This window comes from Streptomyces sp. NBC_00885 (assembly GCF_045207475.1).
Classification (GTDB): Bacteria; Actinomycetota; Actinomycetes; order Streptomycetales; family Streptomycetaceae; genus Streptomyces.
This window is the reverse complement of sequence record NZ_CP108796.1, coordinates 1,936,902-1,956,428: the sequence shown is the minus strand read 5'-3', so window position 1 is coordinate 1,956,428 and position 19,527 is coordinate 1,936,902. Positions and strand designations below refer to the sequence as shown.

At 69.4% G+C, this 19,527-nt stretch carries 16 protein-coding genes and 1 pseudogene; 6 read left to right on the top strand and 11 right to left on the bottom strand.

Annotated features, from left to right (window positions below; genetic code table 11):
• Window positions 1-4: 4 nt before the first annotated feature.
• The 6 genes from OHA61_RS08835 to OHA61_RS08810 form a co-directional block, all read right to left on the bottom strand.
• On the bottom strand, window positions 5-1,039 hold the full coding sequence (locus tag OHA61_RS08835; RefSeq protein WP_406302575.1) for a threonine/serine dehydratase: 1,035 nt from the start codon (window positions 1,037-1,039) through the stop codon (window positions 5-7).
• Window positions 1,040-1,359: 320 nt separating this feature from the next.
• A complete protein-coding gene (locus tag OHA61_RS08830) occupies window positions 1,360-3,696 on the bottom strand; it encodes an FtsX-like permease family protein (protein ID WP_406302574.1) in 2,337 nt (778 codons plus the stop codon).
• Entirely contained in the window at window positions 3,693-4,400 is a 708-nt protein-coding gene (locus OHA61_RS08825) for an ABC transporter ATP-binding protein (RefSeq protein WP_406302573.1), read from the bottom strand. The genes OHA61_RS08830 and OHA61_RS08825 overlap by 4 nt, the downstream gene beginning before the upstream one ends.
• A 178-nt stretch (window positions 4,401-4,578) precedes the next feature.
• On the bottom strand, window positions 4,579-6,444 hold the full coding sequence (locus tag OHA61_RS08820) for an ABC transporter ATP-binding protein (RefSeq protein WP_406302572.1): 1,866 nt from the start codon (window positions 6,442-6,444) through the stop codon (window positions 4,579-4,581).
• A gap of 107 nt (window positions 6,445-6,551) precedes the next feature.
• A complete protein-coding gene (locus OHA61_RS08815; protein WP_406302571.1) occupies window positions 6,552-7,358 on the bottom strand; it encodes an alpha/beta fold hydrolase in 807 nt (268 codons plus the stop codon).
• Window positions 7,359-7,688: 330 nt separating this feature from the next.
• Window positions 7,689-8,984, bottom strand: a complete 1,296-nt coding sequence (locus OHA61_RS08810; RefSeq protein WP_406302569.1) for a histidine kinase — start codon at window positions 8,982-8,984, stop codon at window positions 7,689-7,691.
• A 262-nt stretch (window positions 8,985-9,246) separates the two neighbouring features.
• Between OHA61_RS08810 and OHA61_RS08805 the strand changes: the two genes are divergently transcribed.
• From OHA61_RS08805 to OHA61_RS08795, 3 genes are read left to right on the top strand one after another with little or no spacing between them, the layout of a single operon-like run.
• Window positions 9,247-10,281, top strand: a complete 1,035-nt coding sequence (locus OHA61_RS08805) for a beta-ketoacyl-ACP synthase III (protein ID WP_406302568.1) — start codon at window positions 9,247-9,249, stop codon at window positions 10,279-10,281.
• A 58-nt stretch (window positions 10,282-10,339) separates the two neighbouring features.
• A complete protein-coding gene (locus OHA61_RS08800) occupies window positions 10,340-10,573 on the top strand; it encodes an acyl carrier protein (protein WP_406302567.1) in 234 nt (77 codons plus the stop codon).
• Window positions 10,570-11,808: a beta-ketoacyl-[acyl-carrier-protein] synthase family protein gene (locus tag OHA61_RS08795; RefSeq protein WP_406302566.1), complete on the top strand. Its 1,239-nt coding sequence runs from the start codon at window positions 10,570-10,572 to the stop codon at window positions 11,806-11,808. Before OHA61_RS08800 ends, OHA61_RS08795 begins: the two co-directional genes overlap by 4 nt.
• 90 nt (window positions 11,809-11,898) lie before the next feature.
• Here the strand turns inward: OHA61_RS08795 and OHA61_RS08790 are convergent.
• The 5 genes and pseudogenes from OHA61_RS08790 to OHA61_RS08770 form a co-directional block, all read right to left on the bottom strand.
• A pseudogene (locus tag OHA61_RS08790) lies at window positions 11,899-12,565 on the bottom strand (response regulator).
• Between the two features lie 67 nt (window positions 12,566-12,632).
• A complete protein-coding gene (locus tag OHA61_RS08785; RefSeq protein WP_406307304.1) occupies window positions 12,633-13,358 on the bottom strand; it encodes a response regulator in 726 nt (241 codons plus the stop codon).
• Window positions 13,359-13,479: 121 nt separating this feature from the next.
• Complete coding sequence (locus OHA61_RS08780) at window positions 13,480-14,493, bottom strand: 4-hydroxyphenylpyruvate dioxygenase (RefSeq protein WP_406302565.1); 1,014 nt, start codon at window positions 14,491-14,493, stop codon at window positions 13,480-13,482.
• A 64-nt stretch (window positions 14,494-14,557) separates the two neighbouring features.
• Window positions 14,558-16,141 (bottom strand): MBL fold metallo-hydrolase, encoded by a 1,584-nt coding sequence (locus OHA61_RS08775; protein WP_406302564.1) that lies wholly within the window; start codon window positions 16,139-16,141, stop codon window positions 14,558-14,560.
• Window positions 16,142-16,749: 608 nt separating this feature from the next.
• Entirely contained in the window at window positions 16,750-16,899 is a 150-nt protein-coding gene (locus OHA61_RS08770; RefSeq protein WP_406302563.1) for an alpha/beta fold hydrolase, read from the bottom strand.
• A gap of 545 nt (window positions 16,900-17,444) precedes the next feature.
• Here OHA61_RS08770 and OHA61_RS08765 point away from each other — a divergent pair.
• From OHA61_RS08765 to OHA61_RS08755, 3 genes are all read left to right on the top strand, one after another.
• On the top strand, window positions 17,445-17,627 hold the full coding sequence (locus OHA61_RS08765) for a hypothetical protein (protein ID WP_406302562.1): 183 nt from the start codon (window positions 17,445-17,447) through the stop codon (window positions 17,625-17,627).
• A 193-nt stretch (window positions 17,628-17,820) separates the two neighbouring features.
• Window positions 17,821-18,021 (top strand): hypothetical protein, encoded by a 201-nt coding sequence (locus tag OHA61_RS08760; protein WP_406302561.1) that lies wholly within the window; start codon window positions 17,821-17,823, stop codon window positions 18,019-18,021.
• 543 nt (window positions 18,022-18,564) lie between these two features.
• Complete coding sequence (locus tag OHA61_RS08755; protein ID WP_406302560.1) at window positions 18,565-19,242, top strand: alpha/beta hydrolase; 678 nt, start codon at window positions 18,565-18,567, stop codon at window positions 19,240-19,242.
• Window positions 19,243-19,527 lie beyond the last annotated feature (285 nt).

Sequence of the window (19,527 nt, the reverse complement as noted above, 5' to 3'; positions counted from 1 at the left end):
GGCCTCAGCGCGCCGCGGTGTGCAGGTCCGGGACTTCGTGGTCGGCCAGCAGTGACGTCACCAGGCTCGGCTCGACGTTGCCGCCGGTGAGCAGGACCCCGACCTCGGTGCCGTGTCCGGACGCGTGCTCCAGGGCCGCGGCGAGCGCGGTCGCCGCGGCCGGCTCGATGACCAGCCGCGCGTGCAGGAACGAGGCGCGAAGCGCGTCGGCGATGGCGGTCTCCGACACTGTCACGACGCCGCTGACGGCCCGGTGCGCGAGGTCGAAGGGCAGAGCGCCGATCCGGTCGGGGCGCAGCCCGTCGGCGATGGTCCGGCCGGCGGGCACGGTCACCGGCCGACCGGCGCGCAGGGCCTCGGTGAAGGCGGGTATGGCCCGCGGCTCCGCCCCGATCACCGCGACGTCCTGCCCCGCGGCCGCCAGAGCGGCGCCGGCGACGGCGCTGCCGCCGCCGATGGGCACGATCACGGCGTCCAGCTTCCCGCCTTGCGCGGTGACCTGGCCGATCAGCTCGGCTGTGGCGGTTCCCTGTCCCGCGACCACATGGGGGTTCTCGTACGGATCGATGACGTCGTAACCGTGCAGCTCGCGCAGTTCCTCCACCACGGCGACCCGCTCGGCGAGCACCGTCCCGGCCGTCACCACATGGGCACCGGCCTCCCGGATCCGGCGGATCTTGGCCGGTGCGGCGTCGGAGGGGAGCACCACGACCGTGGGCAGCGCGTACTCGCGGGCGGCGAGCGCGACCGCGATGGCGTGGTTGCCGGTGCTCTGCGCGATCACGCCCCGGCTTCCCGAGGCGGCCAGCCGCTCTACGGCCAGCAGGGCACCCCGGACCTTGAAGGAACCGCCGCGCTGCAGGTTCTCGGTCTTGAGCCACAGCCGCGCGCCGCAGAGCGCGTCCAGCTGGTCGGAGCGAACGACAGGGGTCTTCCACACCCGGCCGGTCAGCCACCGCGCAGCTTCGTCGATGTCACCGCGGTCCAGCCTCGGTGACCTGGTGTCGGTGGCAGCCACGCTGCCTACGGGCTCGCGCACAGCGCCCGTCTCCCTCCTGATCGGACAGCTCGTTCCGCTGTCTGCGGGTACGTGGCCACGTGAATCCGCGGCGGCCGTGAATTCCCCGTGGAGTGCCACGCATTCGATGCCGTGTGCCGTTTTCGAGCAACGGCGGAAATGCCGGAGCGACGGCTTTCGGTAAACCCCTCGACGGGGGTAGAGATCTCGTCATCCTGGCACGCGTGCTTTTGCCGCGGAAGGTCTGGACGGCACGCGTGAACGCGCGGACGCGACGACCATCAGGTCGTCGCGTCCGCGCGTCGGGAGGTTACGGCAGCCGGTCGTGGACCGGCCGGGCGTCACTCGTTGTGCAGTGCCTCCGCGATCGTCAGGCGGGTGGTTGCACGGGCCGGGATGTACGCTCCCACGACCGCGATCACGATGCCCGCGAAGCCCAGCAGGATCAGGACGGGAGCGTGCCACACGTCCATGGTGCTCCGGGCGAGGTCGACGTTGGCCGCCTTGCCCGCGATCGGCATGATCACGCGGTGGGCGAGGACGCCCACCGGGATGCCGAGCAGCCCGCCGATCGCTCCCATCGCCGCCATGGAGGTCACCGTCATCGCGATCACCTGCCGCGGTGTCATGCCGATCGACTGGAGCATGCCCAGGTCACGACGGCGTTCGCGCGTGTTGAGGACGACGGTGTTGAAGACCCCCATCGCCGCGACCGCGGCGAGCATCAGGGTGAGCACCGACGACAGGCCGATGACAGCGGCGGTGAAGGTGGTTGTGGTCTCGTTCCCGCGCGAGTAGAGCCCCTCGTCGGCCGACCTCACCGCGGAGTTGAAGCGGCCGATGTCGGTACCCGGGGCGACCTGGACGAGATACTGAAAGCGGGAGTTGAGGCGCGAGACGTCCAGAGCGAGGGGGGACAGCGTCCCCCAGTCCGCGTAGAGCGACTCCTGCTGGCCCATGAGCGAGCCGACGATCGTGGTCCGGATCTGCTTGCCGCCCACCTCCAGGGTGAGCCGGTCGCCCACCTCCAGCCCCCGCTTGTGCAGGAAGGCGGAGGACACGGCGATCTCACCGGGCCCCTCGACCCAGTGCCCGGTGACGACCTGGTCCTGGAAGCCCAGGGTGGAGGAGTCCCCCCGCAGGAAGTCGGCGACCACCCCTTGCGCGGAGCCGACGATGGACACCGGGACGTGCGCGTCGACGGTCACGTGACGCGTGCCGTCTATGCCGCGCAGCATCGCCTCGGTCTGCGGGTCGTCGAGCTTCGGCGCGGTCTCGCCGAACTGCGGCTGGCCCGGCTGGACGGTGATCTGGGCGGCCGACGCGTGCGTCGTGGCCTTACCGAACTGGGTGACCGTGCCGACCAGGCCGGTCGCGAAGGTGGCCGTGGTCACTCCGAGGAGGACCGCCACCAGCGTCATCGCGCTGCGGCCGGGCCGGGTGAACGGCAGACCCAGACCGAGGCTGATCGAGCGGGGCAGTCGGCTCCCGCTGAGCCGGCGCTGGATGCGCAGTCCGCGCCCGGGACGCGGGGCGCTGCCCGCGCTGATCGCCTCGGCGGCGGAGAGCCGATGGGCGCGCATCGCCGGAACGGCCGCGGCGAGGACGACGACGGCCGTCATCGCGACCATCGCGGCGGCGCACACCCACAGGTTGAGGCTCACGCTGTTCAGGTCCATGCCCATGCCCTGGAAGGCGCTGGTCAGCAGCGGCTTCGTGGCCAGTGCGCCGCCGACGGTGCCGACGACGCAGCCCAGCACCGTGGGCAGCGACACCATCAGCAGGTAGACGGAGACCACTTGGCGCGGAGTGAAGCCCAGGGACTTCAGGACGCCGATGTGCCGGAACCCGGAGACCACCGCACCGCTGATGACGTTGGCGACGATCAGCAGGGCCACGAGCACGCCGAGGATGCCGAACACCATGAGGAAGGGAACGTAGACCCCCGGACCGGAGGCGATGTCCTGCTTGACCGTGAGGTAGGACTGGGCGGCCAGCAGCGAGTCCTTCGGCAGACCGGCGGTGACCTCGCTCATGCTGCTGTCGACGTCGTCCTGCGTCGCCGCGGAGGCGAAGCGGTACAGCATCTGGGTGGCCGTCGGATGCATGGCCTCCATCTGCGCGGGCGAGACCCAGGCATCGGCGGTCCGGCTCAGGGTGTAGGCGTAGCCGACGATGGAGAGCCGGGTGCCGTCAGGGGTGACGATCTTCTCGCCGAGGGGGAACGGCGCCATGGTGCCGACCGAGGGGGGAGTCGCGTTCACGACGATCTCGCCGGGCGCGGTGGCCCAGTGGCCGCTCCACAGCTTCACCTTGTCCACCGGGCCGCCCGGGTCGGCGCGGCCGACCACGGTGAGCGGACCCGTCAGGAAGGAGACGCTGCCCGGAGCCAGGCTCACCGAGGTCTGCCCGAAGGGTCCGGCGGCGGCTTCCACGCCCGGCTGCCGGGCGGTGTCGGCCAGCTGCCTTCCGGAGACCTTGCCGGTGTCGAACGCCGCGACGGCGTGCGCGCCGCGCTGTTCGGTGAAGGCGCGCTCGAAGGGACTCGAGGCGGCGTCCAGCAGCCCGAGCGCGATGACCATCGTGGCGGTCGACAGCAGGACAACGATGCTGATCACGGCCGTCTGGAGTCTGCGCCGCTTCACGGCCGCCCAAGCGGCCTGCCATACGGCGCTCATACGGCTCGCTCCATGGCGCTCTCACGGGCGATCCGGCCGTCTTCGAACTCGATCAGACGGCTGGCGCACCGCTCGGCGAGGAGCGGGTCGTGGGTGACGATCAGCAGCGTCTGGCCCATCTGGTTGAGGTCGAGCAGCAGCTTCATCACCTGCTCACCGCTCTGCCGGTCGAGCGCGCCGGTCGGCTCGTCCGCCAGCAGCAGGGCCGGACGGTTCATCAACGCCCTTGCCACCGCGACCCGCTGGCGCTGGCCGCCGCTCAGCGTCGCCGGATAGTTGTTACGCCGGTCCGCGACACCGAGGTTGTCGAGGAGCTCCAGCGCGAGCTTGCGCGCCTCCCTGGCCGAGGTGCCGGTCAGCTGCGCGGCGAGCGCCACGTTGTCGATCGCCGACAGGTCGTCGAGCAGGTTGAAGAACTGGAAGACCATGCCGATCCGGTGACGCCGGAACAGCGCCAGGCCGGTTTCGCCCAGACTGCCCACGTCGTCGCCGTGCACATTGATCGTCCCGGAGGTGGGCCGGTCGAGTCCGGCGATCATGTTGAGCAGCGTGGACTTGCCGCAGCCGGACGGCCCCATCACCGCCACGGCCTCACCGGCCCGGATCTCCAACGACACGCCGTCCAGGGCGACCGATTGTCCGTATTCCTTGCGCACACCGTCCAGCCGTACGACGACCTGGCCTGTGCTGTTCTCACTGGTCATGGCACGAACCTATGAAGAGCGGGCGGGTCGGGGCATCGGCCCACGGAGGTAATACGAGCATGGGGTCATCCTTGCGATGTAGGGGGATGGGACGTGCAGCCGACAACGCGGCCGCCGGCCGCCCGTGGTGCTGGGGGCGTCCGGCGGCTGGTGTGGGGGGAGCCGGGGGAGGGGCGGGTCAGTGGAGTTCGGAAGCGACGTCCACGCTGCTCTCGGCCTGCTGGGCGAACTGGGTGTGGTACAGCGTCGCGTACAGCCCGTCGGCGGCCAGCAGCTCCTCGTGCGTACCGCTCTCGCGGATGCTGCCGGCCTCGACGACCAGAATCTGATCGGCCTCACGGATGGTGGACAGCCGGTGCGCGATCACCAGTGAGGTACGGCAGGCCAGAGCGGTCTTCAGCGCGCGCTGGACCGCCGCCTCGGACTCGGAGTCCAGGTGCGCGGTCGCCTCGTCCAGGACGACGACCGGCGGGGCCTTGAGCAGCAGCCGGGCCAGCGAGATGCGCTGCTTCTCGCCGCCGGAGAGACGATAGCCGCGATCGCCGACCACGGTGTCCAGGCCGTCCGGCAGGGCGCTGATGGTGTCCCACACCCGCGCGGCCACGCACGCGTCGATCAGCTCCTGCTCGCAGGCGCCGGGCCGGGCGTACGACAGGTTGGCCCGCAGGGTGTCGTGGAACATGTGGGCGTCCTGGGTCACCACGCCGACGGTGTCGCGCAGCGACTGGAGGGTCAGGTCGCGCACGTCGTGACCACCGATCCGGATGGCTCCCGAGACGGGGTCGTAGAGCCGCGGCACCAGGTGGGTGATCGTGGTCTTTCCGGCACCCGAGGGTCCGACCAGGGCGGTCAGCTTCCCCGACGGCACCCTGAAGCTCAACTCCCGCAGGGTCAGGGGGTTCTCGCCCCGCTCGGGCTTGCGGAACGCGATCGACTCCAGCGAGGCGAGGGAGACCTCGTCGGCGGAGGGGTACCGGAAGCTCACCCGGTCGAACTCGATGTCCGGTGCGGGGGCCTGCGGTCCGGGGGCCGGGAGCACCCGGGCGTCGGGCCGCTCGGAGATGAGTGGCTTGAGGTCCAGGACCTCGAAGACGCGGTCGAAACTGACGATGGCCGTCATGGCTGTGACCTGCATGGTCGACAGCTGGTTGACCGGGCCGTACAGCCGCAGGAGCAAGGTCACCATGGCGACCAGCGTGCCGATCGCCAGCGTGCCGTCGATGGTGAGGTAGCCCCCGAGTCCGTACACCAACGCCGTGGTGAGGGAGGTGAGCACGGTGATGATGATGAAGAGCAGCCGCCCGTAGACCATGCCGCTGACGGCTATGTCGCGCACCCGTCCAGCGCGGGCGGAGAAAGCGCCCACCTCATCCTCCGAACGCCCGTAGAGCTTGGCGAGCATGGCTCCGGAGACGTTGAAACGCTCGTTCATCATCGAGCTCATCTCCGCGTCGAGCTGCATCGTCTCCCGGGTGAGTCGCTGCAGCCTGCGAGCGAGGAGCCGGACGGGGAGGAGGAAGAACGGGATCATGACCAGCGCCGCGACGGTGATCTGCCATGAGAGGTAGAACATCGCGCCGAGGATCAGGATCAGCGTGAGGATGGTGGTTACCGAATCCGACAGCAGGGTGGTCACCGCCTGCCGGGCCCCGACGACATCGGCGTTGAGCCTGCTGACCAGCGCGCCGGTCTGAGCCCGCGTGAAGAACGCGAGCGGCTGCTGCTGCACGTGGGCGAACACCTTGGTGCGCAGGTCGAAGACGAGGCCTTCGCCGATCCGGCCCGAACACCAGGTCTGTACGTACATGGCGAGCGCGTCAACCAGGGCCAGCCCGGCCACGGTCAGACACAGCGCCACCACGACGCCGATCCGCTTGGGCATGATGCCGTCGTCGATGATCATTTTGAGGATCAGCGGCCCGGTGGCCGTGACGAGGGCGTTGACGACCGTGGTCAGCAGGAGCACGACCAGCTGCCAGCGGTAACGCAGGGCGTACGGGATGATCCGCCGGACCGTGCCGGGCTTGACCCTCTGCTTGGTCACCGAATCATCGTCGAACCGCAGCCCCATCCCGCGTGGGGGTGGGCCGTCTAGCATGGTCAAGGAAACCTGCCTCGCTCTCGTGTCTTTCCCGCGACTCTGACGGTGCATCAGTTCTTGTCGAGGAACTCGATGATCGCCGTGTTGACCTCTTGCGGCCGCTCCAGGTAGCCGAGGTGGCCGCAGTCGGAGATCTCGACGAGGTCGCAGTCCGGGATGGCGTCCGCCACCTCGGCGACCAGGTGCGGCGGGCAGAGGAGGTCGTCGGTGAAGGCGATGGCCCGGCATGGCACGGTGACCCCGCCGAGCGGCTCGCGGCGGTCCGCGACGGTGTCGGTGACCCAGTCTTGGCCCTCGGCGGCGTTCTCCCGGCCGCCGGACAGTTCGAAGATCTCCAGCCAGACCGAAGCGGCGGCGTCGTCGTTCAGGGTCGCCGGGGACATCATCTCGAGGACGGTCCTGAGCGCTTCGTACGACGGGGGCAGTCGCACGCCGCTCTCGCGCAGCGCGCGGTCCGCCGCCGACTGCGCCCGGCGCAGGGCGTCAGACCGGGCCCGGGTGGCCAGCAGCACGGCGGACCGCACAAGGTCCGGGCGGTTGAGCGCCAGGTCCTGCGCGACCATCGCCCCCATGGAGGTGCCCACGATCCGGCACGGGCCCAGGTCCAGCGCCTCGATCAGCCCGACGGTGTCGGCGACCATGTCGTCGAGGGAGTACTTGCCCCCGGGGGCGTCCGATGGCGCGATGCCCCGGTTCTCGAAGGTGACCGTCTCGTACCCGGCGGCGTTCAGGGCCGGGGTCTGGTGCATGGTCCAGGCCCGGCCCGAAGCCCCCGAGCCCATGATCATCAGTACCGGTTCGCCGCTGCCGGAGCGCTGGTAGGCCAGCTGTATCCCGTTGCTCTTCACGAAGGGCATGACCTGTGAGCCTCAATTCTGCGGGGACCTGGAATGCGGCCGGCTCACTTCGTGGTGTGTGCCCAGGCCACCACCCCTGCCCGGCTTGCCTCGAACCGCACGGGTCCGCCGCTCCTTACGATGGCACCGTGGGACAACGCTGATCAATACCGATCGGCTGACCACCCGGCCGGTCCCGTTCGTTCAAGTGGCGCGTCGGCGCAGTTGAACGAACGCGCCAAACGGGGAAGGGGCGACCGGCCGGACGCGGCGTTGCCGCCGCGTGTGACGGGCCGCCACGGCCCTGCGTGCCGGACGGTTCCGGCCCTGTTCGACGGACCGTCATGGGCCCTACTCGACGGACCGCCACGGGATCAGGGCCCGCACCTGGAACCCGCCGTCGGCCGTGTGGTGCGTCTCCAGGGAGCCGCCGTACACGGCCAGCCGTTCCCGGAGCCCGAGCAGGCCGCGGCCGTTCCCGGTGCCCGCCTGCGCACTCGGCGTACCGCCCGTGTTGTCGATCGCCATCTCCAGCCACTCGCCCTCGTGTCGCAGGCGCACCGAGGCCTTCGCGCCCGCGGCGTGCTTGAGCGCGTTGGTCATCGCCTCCTGCACCACCCGGTAGACGGCCAGCTCCATGCCCGCGGGCAGCGGCGCCCCCGGCAGCGACACCGTGAGGTCTGCCGGCATTCCGGCCGCGCGCACCCCCTCCACCAGCGCCTCGAGCTGGGCGAGTCCCGGCTGGGGTTGGAGCCCGTCCACGGAGGCGTCCGACGGGGACAACAGGCTCATGACGGCGCGCAGTTCGGACATGGCGGCCCGGCCGCCCGCCTCGACCGCGAGCAGGGCCCGCTTGGACTCCTCCGGTGCCACGTCAATCACCTTGCGGGCTGCACCGGCCTGGATCACCATCACGCTCACGTTGTGCGTCACGACGTCGTGCAGCTCGGCGGTGATGCGCGCCCGTTCCTCCCCGACCGCCCGGCGGGTGGCCTCCTCCTGCTCCCGCTGCAGGGCCGCGACGCGCAGTTGGCTGGTCTTGAGCTGGTTCTGCCAGTACCGTACGGCGCCGCCGACGATCGCGGCGAGCATCAGTATCACGAACCCGGCCGACCAGCCCGGCAGTGCCGGGGCGGCATCCTGGAAGGCGAAGCCCGCCACCGTGGCGGCGACGACCAGACCGGCCACCGCTGGCACCTGGTGGCGGCTGTGGGCGATCGCGCTGTACGCCGCCACGCAGCAGACGGCGATCGTGATCCACGTCGCCTGGCCGCTCAGCACCAGTGCCGTGACCAGCACTGCCCAGAAGGCCGACAGGGGGTACCTGCGCCGGAAGGCGAGCGGCAGCGGATTCAGGAAGATGAGCGGGTACAGGGGCCGCCCGCCCCGCGGTACCTGTAGCACCTCGGAGGGGCCGGGGGAGAGCGGCACGGAAGACTGCCCGCCCGTGGTCGGCGGGTGCATGCCGATGAACTGCTCCCCGGCGTGGAACTTCCAGCTGGCGAGCACCGCGACGACGGCCAGGACGACGGCGAGCACCGTGTCGGCCACGATCGCGCGCCGGGACAACGGAGCGGGCTTCGCCTCGGGGCGCAGCGATTCTCGCGCGTACTGCTGCCACCCGGGCGCCCGTGCTTCAGCCTTCACCCGCACATTGTGACCGCTGTATCGGGTGGGCACATCGGCTCCGGTGACCGGGATACCCATCCTTTGTAGCTACCTCGCGAGGATGACGCGCGTGGCGCCCAACCGAGGCCGTGCCGCAGTTGAACGCAGGGAAATCCCCTGGCCCCGCATTCATTGTGCCGTTCTTTCTGGCCCATGTAAGGTCACTCCGCGTCGAACTCCGTGACAGTACACGGGCGTTCTGTTGCCTGCGGATGATGAGAACTTCAGGGGGCCGTCAACGATGTACACATCAGAATTAACAGCGGCGGCCCCGGAGAAATGGGAAAATCGCCCCGCTGCCGTTGTCGAAGGTCTCGGCACGTGTCTGCCGACCGGTGAATTCGACAATGACACGCTGGCCCGGGACCTCGACAGCAGCGACGAGTGGATCCTTACGCGCACCGGCATCGCCGCACGGCGCCGGGTCGGACCCGACGTCTCCACACGGGATCTCGCGTGCGAGGCCGGGGCCAACGCGCTGCGGTCGGCCGGCCGGGACACGGTGGACGCCCTGATCCTGGCCACCACCACACCGGACCGCCCGATGCCGGCCGCCGCCCCGGAGATCGCGCACCGCCTGGGGCTCGACACGGTCCCCGCCTTCGACGTCTCAGCCGTGTGCAGCGGTTTCGTCTACTCCGTGGCGACCGCCGCGGGGCTGATCACGAGCGGTATCGCGGACAGAGTCCTGGTGGTCGCAGCCGAGACCTACTCCCGTATCGTCGATCCCACGGACCGGGACACGGCTGTGATCTTCGGCGACGGCGCGGGCGCAGTAGTGCTGCGCCGCGGTTCTTCCCGGGAGCATGGCGCCCTGCTCGCGTTCGACCTCGGCAGCGACGGCTCGGGCAAGGACCTGATCCACGTACCCGGAGCGCGCGAACAGCCGGATGCGGAACGCTGGTTCACCATGGCTGGCCGGAAAGTGTACCTGCGGGCCGTCGAGCAGATGACGAATTCGGCGCTGCGGGTCATGAAGGACTGTGCCTGGACACCGGAAAGTGTCGGTGCTCTCGTGCCGCACCAGGCGAACGCCCGCATCATCCAGGCGGTCGCGGACCGGCTCGGCGTACCGCCGCACGCCGCGGTGTGCGAACTGGCCCGCACCGGCAACACGGCGGCCGCCTCCATTCCGCTCGCGCTGGCCGACGCGCTGGCCGGCGGGCGGCTCCAGGCCGGGGCCCGGACGGTACTCACCGCTTTTGGCGGCGGATTGACCTGGGGATCCGTCGCATTGACATGGCCGCAGCTGACGGCCGTGCGTTCAGAAATTTAATGGAGCGTGATCAATGGGATCCAAAAGGTCCATGCGATCCGAACGAAGGGAATCCGCTATGTTCGTCGACTACCTCTCACACGTCCTCGGAGCCGTTTACAAAGTGTCCGGTGACATTCAGCCCACCCGTTCCTTCAAGGAACTGGAGGTGGACTCGCTGTCCCTGGCGGAACTCAGCGCACAGCTCGAGGACGAACTCGGTGTCACCATCGAGGAGGACCTGAGCGCCGATACGACCGTGGGGGAACTGTCCGAGTTGCTGGAGGCCAGTGGGGCGGTCCTCCCGGCATGACGGGTCACGGATTCCGCCATCCCGATGTCGTGATCAGCGGCATCGGCATGGTCACCCCGGCGGGCGCGGACACCGCTACGGCCTGGGAGACCGCCCGCGCGGGGCGCCCCACGGCCGCGGCCGATCCCCGCCTGTCGGGCCTGGGTGTCACGTTCAGCAGCGCCGTGACCGGCTTCGATCCGCAGGAGGTGTTCGGCAGCGACTCCCGCCGCATGGACCCCTTCGCCCAGTTCGCGGTCGCCGCGGCCCGCGCTGCCGTCGCCGACGCGGCGCCGGCCGACGGCTCCTGGGATCCGGCCAGGGTCGGTGTCGTCCTCGGCACCGCGGTCGGCGGTCAGGGAACGTGGGAGAAGCAGGGACAGCGGCTGCGGGACAAGGGCCCGCGCACCGTGAACCCGCTCACCGTCCCGAAGGCCATCAGCAACATCGCGGCGGGTTCGGTGGCCATGGACCTCGGCTTGCATGGGCCTTCCCTCACCCTCTCCACCGCGTGCGCGGCGGGCACCACGGCCCTGGGTTTCGCCCTGGACCTGCTGCGGTCGGGCCGCTGCGACGTAGTGCTGGCCGGTGGCACCGAAGCCGCCGTGACCCCCCTGGTGACCACGGCCTTCGACCGGCTGAAGGCGCTGTCGCGCCGCTGCGAGGACCCCTCCGCCGCTTCCCGGCCCTTCGACGAACACCGCGACGGCTTCGTCGTGGGCGAAGGCGCGGCCGTACTGGTCCTGGAGCGCGCGGAGAGCGCCGAAGCGCGGGGTCGGCGCCCGTATGCGGGACTGCTCGGCTACGGAGCCTCCTCGGACGCCCACCACCTGACCTCGCCCGACCCCGACGGCCGTTACGCGGAGCTGGCCCTGCGCCAGGCGCTCCAGGATGCTGGGGTCGCCGCGTCGGACGTGTCCCTCGTCAACGCCCACGCGACGAGCACCCCGCAGGGCGACGCCGTCGAGGCGCGCATGATCGAGCGGGTCTTCGGCCGCGGCGCCGCGGTCACCTCCACCAAGGGCGTGACCGGCCACATGCTGGGGGCGGCTGGAGCGGTCGAGGCCGCGTTCACCGCCCTGTCGATCGGGGATTCGGTGATCCCGCCCACCGCCAACTTCCGGGCGCCCGGCGCGGACATCGCCGACATCGACATCGTCCACTCGGCTCCGCGGCACGCGGCCGTGCCGGTCGCCGTCAGCAACTCCTTCGGCTTCGGCGGGCACAACGCGGTCGTCGTTCTCGGCCGGGCCTGAGGCCGCCCGCCGTAACCGCAACCCGCTACAGCACCGGCGACCGCTACAGCTACGGCAACAGCCGGCGCACTGGGCACGATCCGGGGAGCCTCAGCGGCCGCCCGGCCTCATCAGCCCCGTTTCGTACGCGTAGATCGCCGCCTGGGTCCGGTCGCGAAGGTTCTGCTTGACCAGGGTCCTGCTCACATGGGTTTTGAAAGGTCTGCTCCGCGACCACCAGACGTTCGGCGATCTCCGTGTTCGTCAGACCGTGCGCGATGAGACCCAGTACTTCGGTCTCCCGTTCCGTCAGGTTGCCGGAGCGGCCCTTCACCATCGGGCGGTGATCGTCGGTCACGCGGGAGAAGTCCGTGATCAGACGCCGGGTGACGTCCGGCGCGAGCAGGGTGTCACCCGCAGCCACCACCCGTACCCCACGGGCGAGTTCTTCGACGGAGCCGTCCTTGAGCAGGAACCCGGACGCGCCGGCCCGGGGAGCCTCTTAGACGTACTCGTCCAGGGCGAAGGTCGTCAGCACGAGGACCCTGGAGGTGACCTCGGGCGACGCCGTGATCCGCCGGGTCGCCTCGATGGCGCTGATCCCGGGCATGCGTATGTCCATCAGCACCACGTCGGGCGACAGCTCGGCGACCTTGGCGACGGCGTCGTCGCCGTCCACCGCCTGGCCCACGACCTCGATGTCTGGCTCGCAGTTCAGCAGCACCGTGAAGCCCTGGCGGACCAGCCTCTGGCCGTCGGCGATCAGCACGCGGATCATACGGTGTCCTCAACTGGGGTGACGGGAAGGGCGGGGGACCTCGAAGGCCGGACCGGCCCGGACCCGGTCAGCGGGGTTCGGGCTGCTCACCCGGGGAGATCAAGCCGGTCTCGTAGGCCAGCACGACCGCCTGGACGCGGTCACGGAGCCCCAGTTTGGACAGGATCCGCGCGACGTGGGTCTTCACCGTCGCGGCGCTGAGGGTCAGGTGGTCCGCCAGCTCGGCGTTGCTCAGGCCGGTGGCCAGCAGGCGCAGCACTTCCAGTTCGCGCGGCGTCAGTTCGGACAGGTCCCGGTGCACCGCGACCTTCACCGAGGTCCGCGGAGCGAAACGCTCGATCAGGCGGCGCGTGATGTTCGGCGCCAGCAGGGCGTCGCTCGCCTGGACCAGACGCACCGCGGCCGTCAGGTGCTCGGGGGTGACGTCCTTCAGCAGGAAGCCGCTCGCTCCGGCCGACAGCGCGGCGTACACGTACTCGTCGAGGTCGTAGGTGGTCAGAATGATGACGCGGGTGTCGCACGCCGCGTCGGCGACGATCCGCCGGGTCGCCTCAATGCCGTCCATCTCCGGCATCCGGATGTCCATCAGCACCACGTTGGGCCGGGTGCGACGCACCACCGCGACCGCTTCGCCGCCGGTGGACGCCTCGCCGACCACCTTGATCCCGTCCGCCATCAAGAGCATGCGGAACCCGGTGCGCACCAATGCCTGATCATCGACGATGACAGCGCGCAACGCCGCGTCCGCGCGACGACCCACTGCCGAGAGCCCTCCACCGTCCTGCGTACTCATCACGTCCAATATTGTGGACCACACCGCCACGCCACTCACAGATGCGTCGTGCGATGCGGACCAGTGGCCTCCGGCCGCTGAGGCGGCAGGAGGCGCGCAGGTCACCGGGGGTCGATGGGGGTCAGCGGGCGGGGTTGACCGCCTCGTCCAGGGCATCGTACTGCGCCCGGACACCCGCCGCGCCGAACCCCTGGGCGCCGAGGCGCTGTACGAGTTGGAAGGAGAGCGTCTCGCGCTCGAAGGGTGAGCGGCTGAAGGACTCCATGAGCAGTCCCCGCCCGTCGTGGTGGACCGCCACGTCCGCGGCCCGCAGCGCGGCGAGTTCATCCTCCGGCAGGCCGGCCGCGGGGGCATCCCCGGCGCTCCCGGCGTGAAGGAAGCGCACGCCCAGCTCCCCGAACTCCCGGGTGGTGGACAGGACGTCGTCGACGAGGAACGCCAGGCGCTGGACGCCGGGACCGTCGTTCCTGTCGAGGAAGACGTCCGGTTCACCGAACCCGGGCCCGTCGGCCACCGTCGTCAGTACGAAGGCGGCGCTCCGGGAAGCACCGCGGACGATGACCGAGTCCATGACCCGGTCCCCGAGGCCGAGGCGTTCGGGGGAGGATCGTGAGAATCCGAAGACCTCGTGGCAGAAGGCGGCGTAGTCCGCGAAGCCGTCCCGCGCGAGATGGACCGCGATGTGGTCGAGCAGCCGCACCCGCCCGCCCGGCACGGCCGGCGCCCCGGGAGTGGGGGTCCACCGGCGGCCCGCGGGCAGGGCGTCGCCCGCTCGGGCGGGAACCGGCACCAGGGTGTGGTGGACCCCGCCGAAGGCGGGCACGACCGGGTTCCCCTGCGGGGACGTCGTCACGTTCGCGCCTGCCTTCAGCGCGGCGTCTCGGGTCGTCGGCACGTCCTCGCACGCCACGGCGATGTCGGCGATCCCGTCTCCGTGATCGTCGAGGAACTTCCACGTCCCCCAGCCGGAGGTGACGACCAGGAGGACCTCACCCTGCCGAAGCAGCACGGAACTCCGGTCCACTTCGACCGAGTCGGCGACCCGGGTGAAGCCCATGGCCGATACGAGATGATCGACAGTCGATATTTTATCCTTCGTGTACAACTCGACATACGCTACGTCTCGCACAGCCATGGGTAACTCCTGGAGAACGGGAACGAAGAGGGGGTCAGGGGCCTGTCGGGTTTCCTGGGCCGGACTACCAGCGCCATTCCTGCTGGCGGTAGAGGTGACCGGCCTTGATGTCCCGGTCCTTGCACCAGGTCATGAATTCTTCGATCTGCTTGATCTGGTACGTGTCCTCGGTGTAAGTCGTCGCCATTACGTGTCCCAGCCAGGGCTCTTCACCCATCGCGTACACATACGCCTCGTGCGCACCGAGTTCCGTCATGATCGCCGCGGCCTGTTCCGCGTTCGACCCCGACAGCTTCCGTGAATTGCTCAGCTTCTTCGACACCGGGATCGTCAGCAGCGCCTGGTACAGCCACGTCAGCGGCGCACCATCACACTCCATTCCCAGGAACGCGATGTCAGCCGTCCCCAGATGACCCTTGATCCGCCGGTACAGCATCGGGTCGATACCCGAGGAATCCGCCCCGACGAACACCTTCTTACCCGCGAGCTCCACCCAGAAAGTGGACTTCGCCCGGATGTCCAGATCACAGTGCTCACCCAGGAACGGCGTCGCCGCGACCTTCCCGCCCGGGAACTCCACCTCGTCGAAATCATCGACCTCGACGACCGGGAAACCCTGCTGCCGCAGCATCAGGGCCATCGACGGGTCCGACAGGTTCCCGCGCGAAGAACGCGGCACCACGATCGCACCGACCCGACCGCGCAGCTGCAGCAGCGTCTCCAGCACGATGTGGTCCTGATGCCCGTGCGTGATCAGCACCAGATCGATGAAATCAGGCAGATCATCCAGCGTGTACCGGTCACCAGCGGAACTGTCCGCACTGATGAACGGGTCCGTCACGATCGCCGCCTCGGGCGTCTGCATCACCAGACACGCGTGCCCGAAGTACCGGATCCGCCCGCCCCCCTCGATGTGCCGGTCCGGCGCACCGCTGGGACGGTCCGTCAGCAGCCCCGACAACTGCTTGGCCTGCGCATCGTCCAGCCCCAGCGCCTCCCGCAGATGCGACAGCGTCGCCGGAATCACCCGCGCCTTGAACAGCTCCTCCAGACCCGCGTGACGGAACGGCACCGCCAGCTCCAGCACATCCGGCGACGGCAGCCGCGGCGTACTCAGAATGAACGGACGCTCATACCCCGGCTCCAACGACAGCTGCACCGACTGCCGCGCCTCGGAATACACACTGCCCTTGTAGACCAGCGGCTCCATGAACCGCATCTGCGCCTGGTTGTCCGTGTCGTACGCCAGCTCCACCAGACCGTGCAGCTCCGCCGGCATCTTCGGATACAACGGCGTCAGATCGAACCCCGTCGCGTTCGCCCGCAGGATCTCCTGACCCGCGGCGATCGCCTCCGCGAACCGCAGCATGTCCGCCCGGTCCCGCTTGATCCCCTCCAGAAGATCACGCACCTCATCGGCACGCTCCTCCGGAATGTTGATGAAATACCCACCCCGCAGCTCAGGATTGTTACTCGCCGCGACATGCACCTTCGGGGACTGCAGATACGACTCCAGCATCGGCACCTGCAAAAACGCCAGATTCATCGCCGCCTGCACCGGCGCCAGCGTATGCGGCCACGCGAAGAACCGGTCAACCAACGGCTCCACAATGGCCTTCGAACGCAGAAACAACGGCTCCTCAGCCATCTGATCCCCACCCTCTCTTCGAGATCCAACGATTGGCGAAACACGCGCCTCGGCGCGCATGGGCGCTCTCCAGGGCCAGGATGACTCGAGTGCGTGTGGATGATCAACGTTCGGGATGGCGTGAATGCGTCGAGCAGTCGCCTTTCGCTCCGTTTCGCGCCGTTCGGCCACGAGGTCAGGTTGCCGCCCGGCCGGTGCGAGTGTTCAACTGCCGGACGGCGTCGGTCGAATCCAGCATTTCGCCGCTAATTCCGCACGCCGGGGCCGAAACCTGACGTTCAACTGAGGTCCCGCGTCACTTGAACGGCGCCGGAAACGCCGACCCTTCTCCGACCCGCCCGCCGGGGCGGCGTACGGGGGCCGCGTACATCCGCAGGATGACGGCCGCGGACGGATACATCGGTGGAGGGAGGTGCCGCCGTCGCCCCATCTTCTAGATTGCTGTCACGACCACCGCCCAGGTGCCGCGCGACGCGCAGTACCTGTAGGCGTCCGGCCCGGAGCCGGCCCGTGAGCCCTGGTGTCCCCCGTCACCGCTCTCACGGGCCGGCGCCCTGGGCGTCGCGCCCGTACGTCGAGCGCGGACCGGTCGGCGCGGACCGGTCCGGTCAGTGCGTAGCGAAGAAGTCGACGATCGCCGCGTTCACGGCCTTGGGACGCTCCAGGTTCCCGAGGTGCCCGCTGTCGGGGAACTCCACGAAGTAACTGCCGGGGATGGCCTCGGCCACCTCGGCGACCAGATGCGGCGGACCCATCATGTTGAGTGTGTCGCGATCCTTGGGCCCGCCGTAAAGGGCGTCTGATCTGCATCTTTACCCGGTGCGCGTTATGTGCGCTACGTGCGTCACGGGCGAATGAGACCATCCGCATCGTGGGCGGGGACGCCGGTATTCCGCAGAGTCCGGTCGGCATCCGCGCGTAGGCCGAATTTGACGTATCGACAGGATTGTGGGGTGCAGGAGATGATGGATTTGCTTGTGATTTGATCAAAACATGGAGTGAACTTTCGACGGTCGAGGGAATAGTGGTGTAAAGGGCGGTCGACATGGATGCGGGAGTAGCCATGTCCGACGGCTGCCCAAGCGCCGGATCGAGCGGGAACGAGGTGCGGGAGGGGGCCCGCACGCTTTACCCGCGGTCGGCTCCAGGGTCGTGACAGACATGAGCAGCTGATGTACCAGCTATCCAACGGGGTGAAACACATTGAGCAAGTCCCACGTCCGCCCATCCGATGTGGCGGGCACTGAGGCAGTCGCAGGTCCCACCTTCCCCGGCACGCGAGCGGAATACCCTCCCGCGCATCGTGACCGTTCCCATCGGCAGATTCATTCGGGGGATTCCCCCCCGGTCGCGGGGAAAGGACGTCGGCCAGGTAGCCAGGCTGGCGGAACTCGACGCCCCGCTGCCCCCGATTCTCGTCGGCCGCCGCACGATGCGCGTGATCGACGGAACACACCGACTGATGGCCGCCACTCTCAAGGGCTAGGAGTCGATCGAGGTCGACTTCTTCGACGACATCGCTGAGGAAGCGTTCCTGCGCGCCGTCGAGTCGAATGTGAAGCACGGCCTTCCGCTGTCGCATGGTGACCGGCGCAGGGCCGCGGAGCGGATCATCCGCTCCCACCCCCAGAGCTCGGACCGGGCCATCGCGCGGGCCGCGGGTCTCGCGGGCGCGGACCGTGGCAAGCATCCAGCGGGAGATGGCCTGCCCGGGGCAGCAGCCGGTCGTCCGTGTCGGACTCGACGGCAAGGTCCGCCCGTTGAACAGTGCTGAGAGCAGGAGGCGGGCCGCCGAGATCATCACCGAGAACCCGATGACCTCCCTGCGTGGTCGCACGGCGCGCCAGCATCTCGCCAGCCACGGTCAGCGACGTCCGTAAGAGGCTCGCTTCGGGACTGCCCCCCGCCGCTGCCGAGGTGCCTGGTGCGAACGGAGCGGCCTCGGATGTCCGGTCGAAGGCCGTACGGAGGACGCCTGCGCCGCCGCCCCCACCGGCCACCGTCGTGGAGAAGCTGCTGCGGGGACCCGTCGCTGCGACACCAAGCGGAGGGGGCAAACACAGAACGACCAGGGCCCGGTTGCGCGTTAGCGCCGACCGGGCCCTGCTCCGCGCTGTTCGCCGCCATTCTCCGGAGTGATGAACCCGTATTCCCGGTGGTCCTCGGCTTGCCCGATTTGCCACATCAAAGCACCGGCAGGCACGTCGGATTGAGAAATGGCCGGAGGTAACGGGCGGAGCGGGCTATGCGGCCGACCGCCTAAATTGACTGCACGGCAGGCGAATTCCTGCCGTGCGATGTGTTCTGGCCTGCCAGTGCTGCGGAATGACATCCCTGGGGTGATGACAGTTCGACTGTGTGATCAATAGCCTAATCGGCGAGAACGTACGACAGTCGTCCCGGCACGGAAGGAAGTACCTGCCATGGCCTCCCGACTCAGCGGAATCCGCTTGCGCCGCGCTGTACTCAGCGCGTTGGTCGTGGCGTCTGTGGCCGTTCCGGTGTCCGGCGCCGCCCGGCCCGCGGAGGTACCCGCGCCGGTTCCGGCCACCTCCGGCACCGTCCCCGTCGCGAGCGCGCAGGCTCTCTCCGAGCGGTATGACGCCACCCGCGCGGTCCTCGTCGCCGCCGAGCGGACGGCCACCGCACACGGTGACGGCAAGAGAGCTGCGGCGCTGCGCGAGTTCCGTGCCCCCGGGCGCCAGGTGCTCACCTTCGACGGCCGCGACGGGGGCCGCCTCTTCGAGGTCTTCGGGGACCTGTCGACGGCCGACAGGATCGCCGTGATGGTGCCGGGCGCCGGGGTCAGCGTGGACAACTACTGGCGCCTGCGCAGTGGCAGCACGTCCTTGCAGCGCGCCTCGGGTGACCGCGCCGTCGTCGTTGCCTGGCTCGGCTACCAGACCCCTACCACGGTGAGCCTGGCCGCGGTGACTTCGGGGCGGGCCGAGGAAGCCGCCTCCGGGCTCACCTCGTTCCTCAGGGACCTCGGTGCCAGCAAGCCTGCGGCCCGAACCACCCTCGTCTGCCACTCCTACGGCAGCGCCGACTGTGCCCGCGCCGCTTCCGGGGCGCAGGGCGCCGACATCGTCCGGCAGTGACCGCCATCGGCTTCCTCGCCGGAGACCCCCTGCCCGGACTGCAACACGGTGCCCGATAACCCGGGCTGGGGCCTCGCGCGGCTGGCCTGGCTGCCCGCGTTCGCGGCGGCCCTGCTCGTCTGCTGGACCGCGTTCCGTACGTACGAGCAGGCCAGGCCGCGCGGCAGCAGCCGGGTGGTGCGCAGGGCCGGCCGACGACGGCAGAGGCGGCGGGTGATCGCCCTAGGCGGACCATATGGGAATGAAAGGGCCTTCGATGTTGGGCAGCTCAACTCCTCCGGCGGA